Here is a 14,829-nt window from a genome sequence, read left to right as displayed (position 1 = left end):
GCATTGTCCGATACAGACGATCTGCCCTCTCCCCCTGATGTTGCCGGAATTCTCCTGGACGGCGTCAGCCCCTATGTCATCTCCAGGCATGAAAATCGCAATCTCTGCCATTCGACACAGATTGAGCCTGGAGAAGACGGGATGGCGCATCCGATTTACTATTATGTCGCAACGCAGGTCGCGATGGGAAAGACGGTGGCCGAACTATGCGCGGCCTGTGACTTCAATGTCGAGGATGGGCCGATGATGGGCAGCAGTGAGGTGCAATTTTCCACGCCCCTTAGAACCGAGGTTCCCTATATGGTTTCGGGCGAAATTCTGAGCCTGGTACGCAAGCGCAGCCGAAAACTGGGCGTCATGGACGTCCTTACTTACCGGCTGCGGCTCCACGGTCCCGACGGCGCGATGGCGCTGGAAACCGACAATGTCTGGATACTCCCGAGGAGGGAGCTGGCATGAGCTACGCCGTGGGAGACGAACTGCCGCCCTTTGTGATCGAAAACGTGAGCCCGGAGGCAATGAAACAATGGGCTGTCTTTCTGGCAGACCCCAATCCCATTCATCTCGACGTGAAGGCGGTGAAGGCCAGGGGGCTGGGCGACAAGGTGATCAACCAGGGCCCGATCAATGTGGCCTATATGATGAACTGCCTGCTCAAGGCGTTTCCCGGCGGCCGCATCGCGTCCATGACCTCACGCTTCCTCGACAATATTTATGGCGAGGAAAAAATCGTGGCCAAGGGCTGGATAGAAGCCGTCGACGGCAACCGGATCACCTGTTCGGTTATCCTGGAAAGCGAAGAGCGGGGGACAGTCAATTCGGCCATGGCCACCGTCATCCTCTAGGCCCAAGGCGCGGTAGAACGAAAAACCCCCGACACGTCCTGGTGCCGGGGGTTTCCCTTTTTTTTGGATCGCGGCGGCAGCTGTCAATCCCAGTTTTCAAGGATGTCGCCAATGGCTTCGTCAACGATATACATTCCGTCGATACCGGCCATATAACCAGTGCCGAGCGTCAAGGCGTTAACCACATGGTCGCGCGTCATGCCCCAGGCCTTGCCGAGTAGGGTCGCTTCTCTGATGCCGTCGCGAAAACCGCGATTCATATTATAGTGGATGAGGATATAGGGGACCATTTGCTTGGGCAGCGCGCCGGTTGCAAGGGCACCCTCGAACTTGGCCCGATGCTGCTTCACGAAGCTGGGATTATATTTGGCAAGGGTCGCCACCGACCGGGGAACATAGCCGATCGTATTGGCATACCATTTGTCCAGCATCTCCCTTTCCGCCTTGGTCAACTCCGGATTGTCGAAGTCCAGGCCGCTCCGGAAGGCGCCGGCATCGGGCGCCCAGCCTTGCGGCCACGCGATGGAGTGGTCCGGCTCCTTGTAACTGGCCATATAGTCAAAGGCCTGAAGATAGACCTCGTTGAAGCCGCAGGGCCCCGAATGCATGAAGGCAAGTCCGAAAATCTCGTTCACCTGCGCCTTGCTGGCGCCCATTTCCTGCGAACCCATGACTTCGTGCAGGACCCCGCCCGGTACGCGGTTGCAGGCATACCAATGCAGCATCGTCAGCATGGTGATGGCCATTGGAATCTCGCCATTGGCGGGCACCGCATGCAGGAACTGCATCTGCCGCATATGGTATTTCAGCATGTCCGGCCGGTTCTGGATCAGAAAGCTGTAGGCGGTCAGCGGATAAGCCATCTTGCCAGGACGCCAGGTCATTTTGTCGGCCCAGAACTCCGCCTTTTCCTGCTCGGTGGTCTGGCTCACATCCGTGAGGTTCAGGCCCCGGGTATATGCAAATCCATAGCCTTTCTCAGACATTGTCTTCTCCTATTTCAGCAGGGCCTCAAGCGTTCGCGTTGCGGGACGTTCCAAGGACCACAAAGCAAATCACGCAAGGCTCGTTTCCGCGGTTCTCCCAGGCATGTTTGGCTCCATTCTGAACCATCACGTCCCCTGGCCTCAGCGTGACCTCGCTGCCGTCGCCCTGGATGAGCGTGATCTCTCCCGAGAACACGAAACCCAGGTCAACCGAGTCCGTAGAGTGCATTCCGACGTCGAAATCATGCTCGCCCCCTGAAGTCACAGCAGCCTGCAGTCGCTGATATTCGGGATCAGGAGCGATGGGGGGAAACGCCATACCCTTGACGCCAAAGCCGGGTGGGAAGGTCACCATATTGGCGCGCATCCCGCCTGCTTCGGGGAAGATGCTGCGGGGAACAAAGGGGCCTTCCGGACTATGAGGCAAGGAGGGCAGCTTTTCCCAGCCCCACATACCATACCATTTGGCGCCGCCGCCCATTTCCAGCGGCTCGACCTCCTCGACATGCGTATAAACATGCCGGTCGTCCGGCGTCTGGCCCGTTACCACGCGTCTCACTATCGGCAGCATTTTCGACATCCTCTCCATCCTATTTTGACGCCAGCGCAATGCGGGGTCAGCCGCTCCTGGTGGCCTTGCCCATGAAGGCCGCCACGTCGATCTTGTTCTCCGGAACGAAAGTTTCGACGAGCTTGAATTTCTGGATCTTTGTTGCGCTCATCGGCCATTTGGTCACGAAACGCACATAGCGGGGTACCTTGTAACTGGCGATATTCCCTGCACAATATTGGATTACTTCCTCGGCCGACATGGTCTCGCCGGAATTCAGCTCGATAAAGGCTGCGACAACTTCGACCAGCCGGTCGTCTGGGGCCGAAATGACCTGCACCATCTTGATCTTGGGATGCCGGGACAAGAAACTCTCCACCTCCACGGCGGCCACATTTTCTCCGCCGATCTTGAGCATGTCCTTGATCCGGCCCGTATAGGCGAGCTGGCTGTCCTCATCGATCCAGCCCAGATCGCCACTGTGGAGCCAGCCGCCCTCCAGCATGACCTTGGCGGTCTGCGCTTCATCCTTGAGATAGCCGGAAAAGATGGGACCCCTTATGAGTATTTCACCGACCTGGCCCGCCGGCATATCGTCAAGCGTACCGGGATCCACAATGCGGATGCTGAACCCGCGCAAGGGCTTGCCCGCCTTTGCGATGCGCTGCTCCAGCGTGTCTTGAGGGCTCGACATGGTGGCGATGCCGCCGCATTCGGTGAGGCCATAGCAGCAGATCTGGGTCGCGTTCGGAATGGCGTCCGCAAATTTGCGCAATTGCTCGGGCGCGCCGATATTCAGTTGCAGGCGCAGCTTCGACAGATTGCGGGTCTTGAAATCGGGATGGTCGATGAACGCGGCGGTAAGGGCCGGAAAGGCCGGGTAGAAGACAGTTGCGCCGACCCGCTCCATTTCCGCCAGTGCGGACGCCGGCTCGAAATGACTCTGGCTCACAAAAGTGGCGCCCACCTGCCGGCAGGCGTTGAGTGGCAGGTGAGAGGAGAGATGATATAGCGGCAACGGGTCCCAGAACACATCATTCGCAGTGAGTTCCAGACGCTCGGTAAGCGCACCGGCGACCTGCGTCACAGATCCGTGGCTGATCATGCAGGCCTTGGGCTGGGCCGTGGTGCCCGAGGAAAAGATAATAAGGGCCGTGTCCTCCGGTCGCACGTCAGCAATCCGCTCTGCCAGTTGCGCGTCGCCGACCGTTCTTCCGCCAGCATCGAAATCCGCCTCGGTTGGCCAGCAGCTTTCGTCCGGTGCATCAAAGTGAAACACCTTGCTCAGCATAGGCGCACCGGCCACCCGCAACGGCTCTGTCTTGCGCCACCCGGCGAGCTCGGGAAAGCTGGTGACAAGCAATTTACGCAGGTCCAGATGCGGGCGAGCCGCCCCCGTAATGAAGAGGACCCTGATTTCCGCATGCCGGACGACATAATGGAGGTCCTCGCCACGATAGCGCGCATTGAGCACGACGGCGCTCGCACCGATCATGTTGATGGCTCCGGAGAGGATGGCATAGTCCCAGCAGTTCGGCATCAATATGCCGACATGATCGCCCGGTTGGATACCCTGCGCGAGCAGGCGGCGCGCACAGAAAACCGTCTGTCGAGTGAATTCCGCATAGTCGGCCTGCTTCTCGCCCAGAATGAAGGCCGGGCGGTCAGGCCAGCGCCGCGCGGCCTCCAGGATGGAATAGCCAATAGTATCGGGCCTTGCCTGAAGACCCCGAACAAAGGACATGCGTTACTCCTTGGCAGCGAAGATCGTGTCGCGGAAACCGATCTTCCATTCGCCATCCTCGACGACGAACTTGTCGACATATTTCGCCACCACATAAGGCGCCTCCAGCTTGGGCAGCCCCGTCGCATTCTCACGATAGCTGCGATAGACCGTGACATAGGAGGTAGCCTCGGCGGTTTCGGGGCCAGTCACGGTGACCAGCAGGTTGCTCGCCGCATGGATCAGCGGATCGGTCGTCAGCTTATCGAAAAAGGCCTTGATTGCGGCATGACCCCTGATTTCGCCAGTGTCGCTGCGGTTGAGGACTCCGTCCCTGGCAAAAAGCGCAACCAGCCTTTCAAACTGCCGCGTGTCCACATATTCGCAATATTCCAGCATCAGCCGCTTGCAGGCGCGTTCGGCTAACAACGCCGTCAGATCAGTCATGAATCCTTCCCTTCATTTCAGTTATGCCGCCGCCAGTCAGAGCGACAGTCCGCCATCCGCTATGATAGTCTGGCCGGTGATGAAACCGGCTTCCGAAGAACATAGGAACGCTGCAGCGCCGGCGATGTCCTCGCCAGTGCCGAACCGGCGCAGCGGCGTGCGTTTCTTTTGCTCCGCCCATATTTCGCCGTTATAGATCGTCTCCATCAGATTTCCGCCAATTCCCACCTCCATGATACCGGGAGCCACGGTATTGGCGCGGATGCCGTAGCGCCCTTCCTCCTTGGCGACGGCCCGGCACAAGGCTTCAGTGCCCGCCTTGGGGATCGATGAAAGCGCGTCTCCGATGACGTACCAATGAGGAGCGACCGACCCGATATTGACAATACAGCCCTGCGTGCGCCGAAGCACCGGAATGGCCTGACGCACCAGGGCGACGAAGCCCATCAGTTCGGTATTGATGACTTCTTCCCATTGGCGCGGTTCGATCTGCGAGACATAGGGCTGCTGGATGCTGACACCTGATGCATAGACCACAGCCCGCAAACCGCCGCTGCGCCTGTCTGCGGCCGCCAATACTTCCGCGAGCTTCTCTTCATCGCTGATGTCGAGGGAGTGCATGGCGAGCGACGCAGCCTCCTGCACCTCGTTCATCAGCGCTTCCGCCTTTGCCGCATTTGAGCGGTAGGTGAAATCGACATATTCCCAGTCCGCGGCGAGCCGCCGGACGATCGCGCTGCCAAGCCCCCCGGAGCCACCTACAACCAACGCCCCGCCTTTTTCTACAATCATGGTAACTCCTACGGCACTCCAGCGGCCCTCTTCGCGGCTGTCACTTGCCATGCGACGGAACGATGAGGCAAACTATCCGCCAGGAGCCGTACGCCACCTATCTAAAGTCGAGTCCCTGGAGGATGGCCACCATCGCTGGCGTCAACGGCATAAACAAAAAATATCTCGGCACTCAGTTTGCGGCTCTCGCCGTTCGGGACGGCCCATCTTTTGGCAGGACAGCAGCAATTCCGGAATTTGTACCGTGTGGCCCTCGTTGAGAGGTGGACATGACAACCAAAGCAGACCCCAAATCCCGTCAGGGAAAAGTCGCCCCGCCGGGCCTCACCTTGCAGGAAATCGCAGCGTCCGTCCTGCCTTTGCCCGAGCGAGAAAGCCTCAGCGAAAAAGAGCGGGAAGCGTTCGATTATATCGTGAAGCGGTCAAAAATCTGGTTCGAATCCACGCCGGAAAACAAGGGGCAGGAATATCGGATGTCCCCGCTGTACGTCGGCTTGCTGCAAACCCCCGAGGTGGCCGATCTCTGGATTCGCCTGACCGACATGCTCGGCACATCCGAGAGTCGCGGCAGTTTCAGTGCGCGGGACCGCGATTGGATCCGCCTGACCGTCCCTGTGAGATTGAAAACGCTGATCCAAGGCCTTCAGATCGCTGATGCTGTCGCGTCGGGCATAGACCCCAGGGACATCAAGTCCTTGCTGGATAACCACCTGGAGGATTTGACACCCGAAGACCGTCAAATTGTCGAATATGTCCAGGCGACGATGGACGGCGAAGTGACCCGCGAGCTCTATGAAGGGATGGAAGCGCGCATGGGCGCCAAGGGCGCGGTGGAATTCACCACCTCAGTTCTCTTCGTCATGGCCATCCGGCGTCTGATCCAGGCGATTTGGGCGATGCAAGGCTACGAACTTCCCGATCGCTCGACCGATTACGACATTATACAATCCTTTATCGACGGGAGTGCACCGGTGCACGGCTATGACCGCCTCAACGATGTCGTGAAAAAGGCAGGTGCTTAGCGCATTTTTCGAGCGCAATGAATTGAGAGGGATTTCCAAGAGTTCGATTTTCTGATTCAGAATCCATGCTGGTGAAGGAGGAGGCTGGCATGAATGGCTCAAGCTTTATCGATGGATTTGCGTGTCCGGCTTCTGGCTGCGGTTGATGGTGGGATGAGTTGCCGTGCGGCGGCGGCCCGTTTTGGGGTCGCGCCATCGACGGCGATCCGCTGTCACTCAGGTGCTCGTGCCCGAGTTGCGACCCGGCGACGTCGTCATCATGGACAACCTGTCGAGCCACAAGCGTGCCTCGGTGCGTGAGCGGATCGAGGCGGCAGGCGCAACCCTGCGCTTCCTCCCGCCTACAGCCCCGACTTCAACCCCATCGGGAAGGCGTTCTCACGCCTCAAGGCCATGCTGCGAAAAGCAGGTGAGCGAACCGTCTCAGGCCTATGGAACCTCATCGGCAAACTCGTCGACATCTTCCAGCCCAACGAATGCGCCAACTACTTCAGTTCGTGCGGATATGATCCAGACTGATCGAAAAAAATGCTCCAATTGAATATGCTTCGCGCGAGACGTGGTGCTCTGCATTTCGAGCCGGGCTGGAGGGGAATGACCTGTTAAAAATGGCTGGGCCGCACTGGCGGCCTCACCCCTTCCATTGGTCAGCTTCTCGCGTCGCCGGCCGTATGGCTGAGGACAACCAAGAGTAAGCTGTGGGACTCAAACGCCGGAAAGATATAATCCAGATAGGCATGATTGCTGGTCGGCCGAGGCAGGGCTTCCAACCGCTCCCAGGCCGCGGTCAGCTCCGGTGAAGCCTCGTTGAAGACATATTCTTCCCCTCCGTCGAACATCTTTGCCATGAATTCAACGATCTGAGGGTCGGATGCCACCCGATCGAGAGCCTGCCCAAAGTCATTGAGCCAGGTGCGAATCTCGACCGCATAGGGATGCCAGCCCGGCTGCAACGAAAGCTGAATACCGTCATAGAAACGGTACATCTCCATAAGCAGATCATAGCCTTCTCCCTCGCCGTCGAAGGCGCGGGGGACCGGTTCCATCCAGTCGGCCTCTTCCGCCACCTCTTCGATATTCAAGGCCTTGGCGATGGCCGAGCGAATCCGTTCCGGCCGGAGTGGCAGATCGGTTATCTTGATGTTGAACGAAGCCAGCGCGTCTTCGATGGCATTGGCAATCGTTGCGGGCACGGGTCCGGGAGCGCCTTCGCCCTTGCCGCGTGTCCCGAGCGGTGTGTAAGGCGTTGGAATATTATGCTCGCGGTGTTCGACATGCGGAACGTCAGCCGCCGAGGGCATGAGATAGCCTTCCAGCGTGACGTTCTGTAATTCGCCCTTGTCGCTATATATGAATTCTTCGAAAATCGCGTTGCCGATCCCCATGACGACGCCGCCTTGGCTCTGCCCTTCGACCACCAGGGGATTGATGGCCTTGCCGCTGTCATCGACCACGACATAACGCTGGATCGTGAATTCGCCCGATTCCGGGTTCACTTCGACGATGGCAGCATGGAAATTGGACCCATACATGGCCGGAACATCAGCGGGCGGCTCATAATACGCCGTATGTTCAAGTCCAGCCTCTATGCCCGGCGGGAAATTGAGCGGCGTCACGATTAGGTGCTTGGCAACCGCCTTGAACGATATCCGGACGGCGGCATCCTTGTCCCAGATGATCTCGCCGCCTGCGAATGTGAATTCCTCGGGCGCCGCCTCGATGCCCAAATCGTGCGCAGCGACCCTCGCCATCTTCTCCTTGAGAACCCTGGCAGCCTTGACCGCGGCGCTTGAGGTATAGGCGGCCATCCGGTTGCCGACGGCGCCCATGCTATATGGCGTGGAAAGCGTATCGCCATATTCGAGTTGCACATCGTCGGGCGTCAGGCCGAACTCGTCGGCCATCACCTGGGCAATGACCGTCTCATGGCTTTGGCCGGCGGGCGGGTCCCCGTCCAGGACGAGGACGGTTCCGCCCGCGGAAATCCGGACGGTCGCAGCGCCATAGCCGGGCTTGTTCATCAACTGCACATAGGCGCAGGACGATACGCCGGACATTTCGGCTTCGCCGCCGAAACCGACACCGATATAGCGGCCCTGTTCCCGCAGCTTAAGCTGCTCCTTACGGAAGCCCTCAACGTCGATCGTGGCGACAAGCTTGTCGAAGCCGCCGATATAATCGCCGCTGTCCAGGAAATTATATGTTCCAGTGACGTGCGGAAACTTGTCGACCAGATTCTTGCGGCGCACCGCGACGGGATCAAGTCCCAGTTCCCGCGCCAGGCGATCAATCGACCGGTCCATCGCGAAGCGCGCGGGCAAGCTGCCGAACGAGCGGGATGGCGTCAGGCAAGGCTTGTTGGTCGCAACGCAGATCAGCTCGATCTCGACCTGGGGGATGTCATATACGCTCGGCATCCAGAAGCAGCCAGACTTCGGGAAGACCAGGCCCATGAACATCGGCTGGTTGCCATCGCCCACGTCGCCGATGCAACGGTCGCGCAATCCCAGAATCTTACCTTCATTGGTGGCGGCGATCTGAAGATAATGGATCTGGCCTCGCTCCTGGCCATAACCGGCCCGGAAATGCTCCTCGCGGGTTTCGATCCAGCGCAACGGGCGCTTCACCAGCTTTGCAACCAGGGCGAGGGCGAAATCCTCGCGCCCCAGCGGCGCCTTGGTGCCAAAAGCACCGCCCTGATCCTTGGGCGTGACCACACGCACCAGATGATCCGGAATATCGAGCACCTCGGAAAGAGCCGTGCGCAGCAGGTGCGGGCGCTGTGTGGTCGAAACGTGCTTCAGACCGGAATTATCATCCCATTCCACCAGAATGCCGCGGGGTTCCAGCGGACTGCAGCCGGTACGGGGAACCTCATATCGTTCCTCGATGACAATGTCGGCCTTTTCAAACGCGTCCGTGATGCCGTTACCGAGTTTTTCGCGGTACAGGACATTGTCCGGCCATTCGTCGAAAACCCGCGGCGCGCCGGGTTCAAGCGCGCGCTCGGCGTCGGTGACGAAGGGCAGGATTTCATAATGGACCCGTACCAGTTCCGCCGCGTCCTCAAGTGCGTAGCGGTCTTCGGCCAGCAATATCGCGATCGGTTCGCCGTGGAACACGGTCTTGTCCACGGCCAGCGGCAGGGAGCGCGGCATGCGTAGTTCCGCGCCAAGCACCAGGACGGGAAGCAGCGAGGGAATGAGAACTTCGCGCATTCCTTTCTCAAGAAGGTCGGCCCCTGTAAAGCCCGCCACCACGCCGGGCACTTTGACCGCTTCGCCAAGTTCGATCTCGAGCAATTTAGCATGGGCATGCTTGCTGCGGATGAAATGCACATGCAGCATGCCCGGCAGCTTCATGTCGCCGATATAGTGGCCCTGCCCACGCAGCAGCCGGGCATCTTCCTTGCGCTTGAGCGGGCGCCCGACCCAGTTGGAGCCGCTCACGCCTTCCTGTCTCACGCTCACGGGTTCGTCCTCCCGGGCTCAAGACTTCCAAAATAGGCCTGCCGTTCTTCGGCCGGCATTTCCCGCAGACGCTCCGCCGCCATCTGTACGGCCTCGACAATATGGCTGTAGCCAGTGCACCGGCAGATATTGCCAATCAGGGATCGCCGGATCTCCGTATCGGTGAGTTCCGCGCTGTCCTCATAGGAATGGGACTTGAGCAGATCAAAGATCGTCATCAGCATGCCCGGCGTGCAATAGCCGCATTGCAGCCCGTGCCGTTCCCAGAAGGCATCCTGGATGGGGTGCAGCTCGCCCTCCTTTCCCGAAAGCGCCTCAAGACCCTCGACCGTCAAGAGGGCGCGGCCATCGGCCTGGACGGCAAGCATCATGCAGGATTTTACGGAATCGCCATCGAGCACGACGGTGCAGGCTCCGCAGCGGCCTTCATAGGTGCAGCCTACATGCGTGCCCGTCAGCCCCAGTTCGTCGCGCAGAAAATCGACCAGCAGCATCCGCAGCGGCACTGTCCGGTCATATTTACGGCCATTGACCGTGACGGAGACTAGCTGTTCCATCTTGAAAGATCCTCCTGCGCCCTCTCAAACGCCAATTCCAAAACCTGCCTGCCATAGACGCGGACGAGTTGCCGGCGGTATGCGGACGTCGCGCGCGAGTCCGACTGGGGCTTTATCTCTTCGGCGGCGGCATCGGCCGCAGCGGCGATGCCCTGGGTATCCACCTTTTTGCCGATCAGCGACTGCGCGGCATATTTGGCAATGTTGGGACATGGCACCAGCCCGCCCACGACAATCCGCGCATCCGCGCACAGCCCGGCTTCATCCAGCGTCACGGCAGCGGCAACACCAATAACCGGGCGTCCGTTGGCGGTAATACCATATTTCCGGTACGCGCTCCCGCCCCCCTTGCCCGCGGGAGGAAAGCAGACAGCCTTGAGCAACTCGCCCGGTTGCAGCAGCATGCGCTCGGCATCGGCGAAGAGTTCGAGCGCGCCAACCTTCCGCTCGCCTTCTGGACCTGCAATGTGCAATTCGGCGTCGAGGCACATCGCGACCTGCTTCATGTCGGTGATCACCGTACCGAACGCCAGGTTGCCCCCAATGGTCCCGCGGTTCTGGATCTGCCGGTCACCGACACCGGCAGCAGCGTCCGCCAACGCCGGCCACCCCCCTGCGACGGCAGGATCGCTCCACAATTCCCGATGCCGGCACATAGCCCCAACGAGAAGCGATCCATCCGCATCAAGCACGTCCAGCCCATGCAGTTCACCGACATGCACGAGGTCCAGCAAAGCCTCCGGCCGCAACCCGCGCGTCTTCAGCAGGGGCATCACGCTTTGACCACCGGCAATCACGATAAGCCGGCTGCCCTCCTTGGCCATGATCTGCAGGCATTCATCCAAACTGGTTGGCGCATGATATGCCTTTAATGGCGCCATCTGTGTCATAAGCTGTCCTTCTACCCCGCCTTATGGGCGGGCGCTCGCGGGCTGTCACAAGAAGTGGTTCACGTCATGCCTACATGTCCAGGGCAAAGACCCAAAGAGCCGCCCGTCCAACCGAAGGTTCGATTTCCGGCGTCAGGTGACTGACCAACCCATCATAATATGTGCCGCCCCCGGTCACGACCGCGACATATTGCTTGCCGCCCGCCGTAAAGGTGATCGGGAAAGAATTTGGCGTATCGCTCAGGCGGACCTGCCAAAGCGTCTTGCCGGTGCTGCTGTCGAGCGCCCGGAACCAGCGGTCCCGCGATCCTTCGAAAACAAGGCCGCCTGCAGTCGCCAACACGGCGGAGGCTTGGGGCGCCCGCCGACTGATATCCCAGACCGCCTTTCCGGTCCGCAGATCCACGGCAGCAATCCGGCCCAGCTTGTTATCAGAACCCGGACGCGGCTTCACCTTCCATACCGATTGCTCGATCAGCGATTTGTCCACCTGCACCTCCATGCAGGCATCCAGAACCGGGATGAACAGCAGGGAATTTTCCGGATCATAGGCGGTTGACGGCCAGTTGCGGACGCCACCGGCGAAGGGGCAGGCATTGGTTACCTTGCCTTCGCCGGGGATTTTGGTGTCATCGATCGTTTTGGCACCGGTGCGGGGATCTATGTTCGTTATGATGTCCTGAATACCGAAATCGGCCGACCATTTATATTGTCCAGTTTTCAAATCGAGCGCGTCGAGAATCCCCAGCTTTCCCATCGACAAGACGACCGGTTCATTACCGCGCGGATCCTTGACGATCATGCGCTCGAACGCCCAGTCCTCATCCCAGACATCGCCGGGAAAATGCTGGAAGTACCAGGCCGGTTTGCCAGTTTTGGCGTTCAGCTTTAGCGTCGTATTTGTATAAAGTGCCGGAGCCGGCTTTTTGGGATCCTTGGCCAGAAGCGTATTGACCGCATAGGTGTTGCCGGTTCCGAAAATGACCTGGTTGCTGGTATAATCATAGCTTGGTCCGGCCCATATGCCGCCTCCGCCGCGCTCCGATGCGGGTGCTTCGTTCCAGCTGTCGGCGCCCGGATCTCCGTCCCCGGGAATGGTGTAGAACCGCCACAATAACTTGCCTGTTTTTGCGTCTAGCGCAGCCATGGAGCAGCGCATGCCCTTGGCGAAACAGACCGCCGTCCCCTGAAAAACTCTTCCCTGTGCCACTAGCGGTGCGGCGGTGGTCGCCGATTGATCGCCAACGACCTGTTGCCAGAGCAGTGCTCCGCTGCGGGCGTCCAGCGCCATGACCCGGTTGTCCACCGTGGAGGCATAGAGGGCATTGCCATAGAGCGCCACGCCGCGCGGCTGACTGATGCCACGGGGAGCTGTTTTGTCTTCCCGCTTCCAGATCGTGTCGCCGCTGGTCCCCTCGATCGCGGTGATGTTGCCGCCGCCGCTCAGAAAGATCACACCGTCATGCGCGAGCGGCGCGATGCCATTGGTTCCAGGCCCAAGGCTTTTGCTCCAGACGAGCCGCAGCTTGCCGACATTTGAGCGCGTGATCTGCTGGAGCGAACTGTAACCCAGCGACGCTGAACTGCCGCGCCAGGCCAGCCAGTCTTCCTTGGGGAGTTTCTGAAGCATGGCGTCGGTGACGGGCGTCAATTTGTCCGCCACGGCCTTCAGGCGTGCCTCCGCCTCCTGCCAGATGGCGTCCTGAACCTTGGGAGGGGCCGCTTGCTGTGTCTCACCGGATACAGCATTGTTCTGCTGCAAAATATAACTGGCGAGCTGCTGCGCTGTCACCGAATCAAGCGGTTCGGGGGCCCCGGGCGGCATGGAGCGGGCAATATAGTCTGCCAGAGCGGCTTCCCCCGCGTCTACCCATTTCGACTGAAAGGTTGCGCCCTTCAACGTCGGGGCGCCACCGCCTTCCAGCGATGCGCCATGACAGGACGCGCATTTGGAGCCGTAGACCGATGCCACAACAATCGAGGCAGGGCGGTTGGAGGGTTCCGCAAGCGCTGCCCCAGCCAAAAACACAGCGAAAGGCAACAGCACTGCGACGCACTGTCCTGCCAAAGCCCTTCTCTTAATCATTCGCTCTCCTAGCGCCCAGTTCCAGCCGTTGAAGGCAGTGCCGCTTAGGTCTGGCGATCCAGGTCATGCCAGCGGCATGGAAACGCCCTTGGACCGCCTCGCCTCAAATCGGATATGGCGTTATTGATCGATGGCAATCACACCCGATCGCACACCTATCTAAAGACCGGCGGGCACCATTTGCGCCTCGTCGCGAATGAGCCTTGTCGGAGGCCTTTTTCCAGTGCTCTCATTGACCAAAACCGGCGATTGACTTGCCCTATGACCTTTCTGCTATAAGCCTGGACCGTTTCGAGCCGAAAACGACACGGCTCGACAACTTTGAAGTCAGGCCAAGGGACTACTCTAATGGAAGAATTCGATGCACGGCGAGCCGCGATGGAACTCGTCACTGCCTTTGTGAACAACCATCCGCTCACCGCTACCGAATTGCCGAAACTGCTCACCGATGTTTTCAGCACTGTTTCTGCTTTCGGTCCCAATCCGAACCCAGCCGCAAGCGCCGCCCTGGCCACGCCCGAACCGGCAGAGGCGGCGGAGCCTGCCGAGGCGATTTCTCCTCCGGCACCGCCTGCAGAGGCGGCGCCCGTATCAGCGGTCAGCATCGAGGAGTCCATCAGCAATCCGGATTACATCATTTCGCTCATCAACGGCGAAAAGTTCAAGACGCTGAAGCGCCACTTGCGGGCCAACGGCCTGACCGAAGCTGAATATCGCGAGCGGTATAATCTTCCGAGCGACTATCCATTCGTTGCGCCTTCCTATTCTCAATTGCGGCGCGGCGTGGCCCACAAAATGGGATTTGGACAAAGGCGCGGCCCAGATTCGGACGGAACGGCAGGTTCAGAACCTTCGTCCGCGCCAACCCCTCCAGCGGCCGAGGCGCCGGCCGCGATTTCCAGGCCCAGCCGCAGCAAGGCAAAGCCTGCGAAAGCAAAGACAACCGGGAGCAAGGCCGCCTCCACACCACAAGAAGACGCAAATTTGGGTGCGGTGCCGGCAAAGCGAACGAAGGCATCCACCAAATCAAAAGCCCCGGCAGCGTCTGTGAAGGCCAGAACCAAGGGGCAAACTGCCACTTCCGAAGCTCCCGCCACCAATCGCGATGGCAAGGCGGCGGAGCGTCCGAAACGCACCAAATTGTCGCCCATATTCGGATAACAGGGTGGGTGTGATCGCCAGTCATGGCGGTCGTCGAACCTGTACCCATTCCGCTTATATCGAACCGTCCGTGTCGAGCGAAGTCGAGATGCGCCTGCCCTGGCGAATGTCAATCGACTCCGCTCGAGACGAACGAATTGAGTCCGTCAAACCAAAACGTCACAGCCATCCCAATGGCGAGATCGATCTCATCATGCCGATCGATGCGGCAGCACAGTTCGATGGGCGCGGCGCTGGCTGGAAAGTGTATCGTCCGGGCTCAGCGCACCATCCGACCGTATCCGGCGGCAAAGCCCTGGT

The 14,829-nt window shown here is 59.6% G+C and carries 14 protein-coding genes and 1 pseudogene; 6 read left to right on the top strand and 9 right to left on the bottom strand.

Annotation, left to right across the window (positions count from 1 at the left end; genetic code table 11):
- Window positions 1-3: 3 nt before the first annotated feature.
- Both VJS46_RS11280 and VJS46_RS11275 read left to right on the top strand, forming a co-directional pair.
- Window positions 4-459, top strand: coding sequence for a hypothetical protein (locus VJS46_RS11280; RefSeq protein ID WP_324060151.1), 456 nt, complete (start codon window positions 4-6; stop codon window positions 457-459).
- Window positions 456-845, top strand: a complete 390-nt coding sequence (locus VJS46_RS11275) for a hypothetical protein (RefSeq protein WP_324060150.1) — start codon at window positions 456-458, stop codon at window positions 843-845. The genes VJS46_RS11280 and VJS46_RS11275 overlap by 4 nt, the downstream gene beginning before the upstream one ends.
- A gap of 83 nt (window positions 846-928) precedes the next feature.
- On the opposite strand, the gene VJS46_RS11270 is transcribed toward VJS46_RS11275, so the two are convergent.
- From VJS46_RS11270 to VJS46_RS11250, 5 genes are read right to left on the bottom strand one after another with little or no spacing between them, the layout of a single operon-like run.
- On the bottom strand, window positions 929-1,831 hold the full coding sequence (locus VJS46_RS11270; protein ID WP_324060149.1) for a hypothetical protein: 903 nt from the start codon (window positions 1,829-1,831) through the stop codon (window positions 929-931).
- 25 nt (window positions 1,832-1,856) lie between these two features.
- Window positions 1,857-2,402, bottom strand: coding sequence for a cupin domain-containing protein (locus VJS46_RS11265; RefSeq protein WP_324060148.1), 546 nt, complete (start codon window positions 2,400-2,402; stop codon window positions 1,857-1,859).
- A gap of 46 nt (window positions 2,403-2,448) precedes the next feature.
- Window positions 2,449-4,125, bottom strand: coding sequence for a class I adenylate-forming enzyme family protein (locus VJS46_RS11260; RefSeq protein ID WP_324060147.1), 1,677 nt, complete (start codon window positions 4,123-4,125; stop codon window positions 2,449-2,451).
- A gap of 3 nt (window positions 4,126-4,128) precedes the next feature.
- Window positions 4,129-4,551, bottom strand: coding sequence for a nuclear transport factor 2 family protein (locus VJS46_RS11255; RefSeq protein WP_324060146.1), 423 nt, complete (start codon window positions 4,549-4,551; stop codon window positions 4,129-4,131).
- A 36-nt stretch (window positions 4,552-4,587) separates the two neighbouring features.
- Window positions 4,588-5,343, bottom strand: coding sequence for an SDR family NAD(P)-dependent oxidoreductase (locus VJS46_RS11250; RefSeq protein WP_324060145.1), 756 nt, complete (start codon window positions 5,341-5,343; stop codon window positions 4,588-4,590).
- 263 nt (window positions 5,344-5,606) lie between these two features.
- Here VJS46_RS11250 and VJS46_RS11245 point away from each other — a divergent pair, with 263 nt between their 5' ends.
- Together VJS46_RS11245 and VJS46_RS11240 are read left to right on the top strand one after the other, a co-directional pair.
- Window positions 5,607-6,365: a hypothetical protein gene (locus tag VJS46_RS11245; RefSeq protein ID WP_324060144.1), complete on the top strand. Its 759-nt coding sequence runs from the start codon at window positions 5,607-5,609 to the stop codon at window positions 6,363-6,365.
- 211 nt (window positions 6,366-6,576) lie between these two features.
- Window positions 6,577-6,884, top strand: a pseudogene (locus tag VJS46_RS11240) (transposase); the annotation flags it as partial.
- Between the two features lie 128 nt (window positions 6,885-7,012).
- On the opposite strand, the gene VJS46_RS11235 reads toward VJS46_RS11240, so the two are convergent.
- The 4 genes from VJS46_RS11235 to VJS46_RS11220 all read right to left on the bottom strand — a co-directional run bounded on the left by VJS46_RS11235 (window position 7,013) and on the right by VJS46_RS11220 (window position 13,368).
- Entirely contained in the window at window positions 7,013-9,835 is a 2,823-nt protein-coding gene (locus tag VJS46_RS11235; RefSeq protein ID WP_324060143.1) for a xanthine dehydrogenase family protein molybdopterin-binding subunit, read from the bottom strand.
- Window positions 9,832-10,392 carry a (2Fe-2S)-binding protein gene (locus VJS46_RS11230; protein ID WP_324060141.1) on the bottom strand — a complete coding sequence of 187 codons (561 nt, stop codon included), beginning with the start codon at window positions 10,390-10,392 and terminating at the stop codon, window positions 9,832-9,834. Before VJS46_RS11230 ends, VJS46_RS11235 begins: the two co-directional genes overlap by 4 nt.
- Window positions 10,380-11,282 (bottom strand): FAD binding domain-containing protein, encoded by a 903-nt coding sequence (locus tag VJS46_RS11225; protein ID WP_324060139.1) that lies wholly within the window; start codon window positions 11,280-11,282, stop codon window positions 10,380-10,382. The genes VJS46_RS11230 and VJS46_RS11225 overlap by 13 nt, the downstream gene beginning before the upstream one ends.
- A gap of 70 nt (window positions 11,283-11,352) precedes the next feature.
- Window positions 11,353-13,368 (bottom strand): PQQ-binding-like beta-propeller repeat protein, encoded by a 2,016-nt coding sequence (locus VJS46_RS11220; protein WP_324060138.1) that lies wholly within the window; start codon window positions 13,366-13,368, stop codon window positions 11,353-11,355.
- Window positions 13,369-13,716: 348 nt separating this feature from the next.
- Between VJS46_RS11220 and VJS46_RS11215 the strand changes: the two genes are divergently transcribed.
- Together VJS46_RS11215 and VJS46_RS11210 are read left to right on the top strand one after the other, a co-directional pair.
- Window positions 13,717-14,529 (top strand): MucR family transcriptional regulator, encoded by an 813-nt coding sequence (locus VJS46_RS11215; RefSeq protein ID WP_324060137.1) that lies wholly within the window; start codon window positions 13,717-13,719, stop codon window positions 14,527-14,529.
- A gap of 106 nt (window positions 14,530-14,635) precedes the next feature.
- Window positions 14,636-14,829, top strand: a 194-nt coding sequence (locus VJS46_RS11210) for a DUF4863 family protein (RefSeq protein ID WP_324060136.1), incomplete at its 3' end; no start/stop codon positions are given.

The organism is Rhizorhapis sp. (assembly GCF_035276005.1).
Taxonomy (GTDB): domain Bacteria; phylum Pseudomonadota; class Alphaproteobacteria; order Sphingomonadales; family Sphingomonadaceae; genus Rhizorhapis.
The sequence above is the reverse complement of the archived record's forward strand: the minus strand, read 5'-3'. Positions and strand labels throughout refer to the sequence as shown.

Coding starts and splice junctions, on each gene's coding strand:
- VJS46_RS11260 (WP_324060147.1), bottom strand. CDS start 4,125: ATGTCCTTTGTTCGGGGTCTTCAGGCAAGGCCCGATACTATTGGCTAT.
- VJS46_RS11265 (WP_324060148.1), bottom strand. CDS start 2,402: ATGCTGCCGATAGTGAGACGCGTGGTAACGGGCCAGACGCCGGACGAC.
- VJS46_RS11215 (WP_324060137.1), top strand. CDS start 13,717: ATGGAAGAATTCGATGCACGGCGAGCCGCGATGGAACTCGTCACTGCC.
- VJS46_RS11255 (WP_324060146.1), bottom strand. CDS start 4,551: ATGACTGATCTGACGGCGTTGTTAGCCGAACGCGCCTGCAAGCGGCTG.
- VJS46_RS11250 (WP_324060145.1), bottom strand. CDS start 5,343: ATGATTGTAGAAAAAGGCGGGGCGTTGGTTGTAGGTGGCTCCGGGGGG.
- VJS46_RS11230 (WP_324060141.1), bottom strand. CDS start 10,392: ATGGAACAGCTAGTCTCCGTCACGGTCAATGGCCGTAAATATGACCGG.
- VJS46_RS11275 (WP_324060150.1), top strand. CDS start 456: ATGAGCTACGCCGTGGGAGACGAACTGCCGCCCTTTGTGATCGAAAAC.
- VJS46_RS11225 (WP_324060139.1), bottom strand. CDS start 11,282: ATGACACAGATGGCGCCATTAAAGGCATATCATGCGCCAACCAGTTTG.
- VJS46_RS11270 (WP_324060149.1), bottom strand. CDS start 1,831: ATGTCTGAGAAAGGCTATGGATTTGCATATACCCGGGGCCTGAACCTC.
- VJS46_RS11220 (WP_324060138.1), bottom strand. CDS start 13,368: ATGATTAAGAGAAGGGCTTTGGCAGGACAGTGCGTCGCAGTGCTGTTG.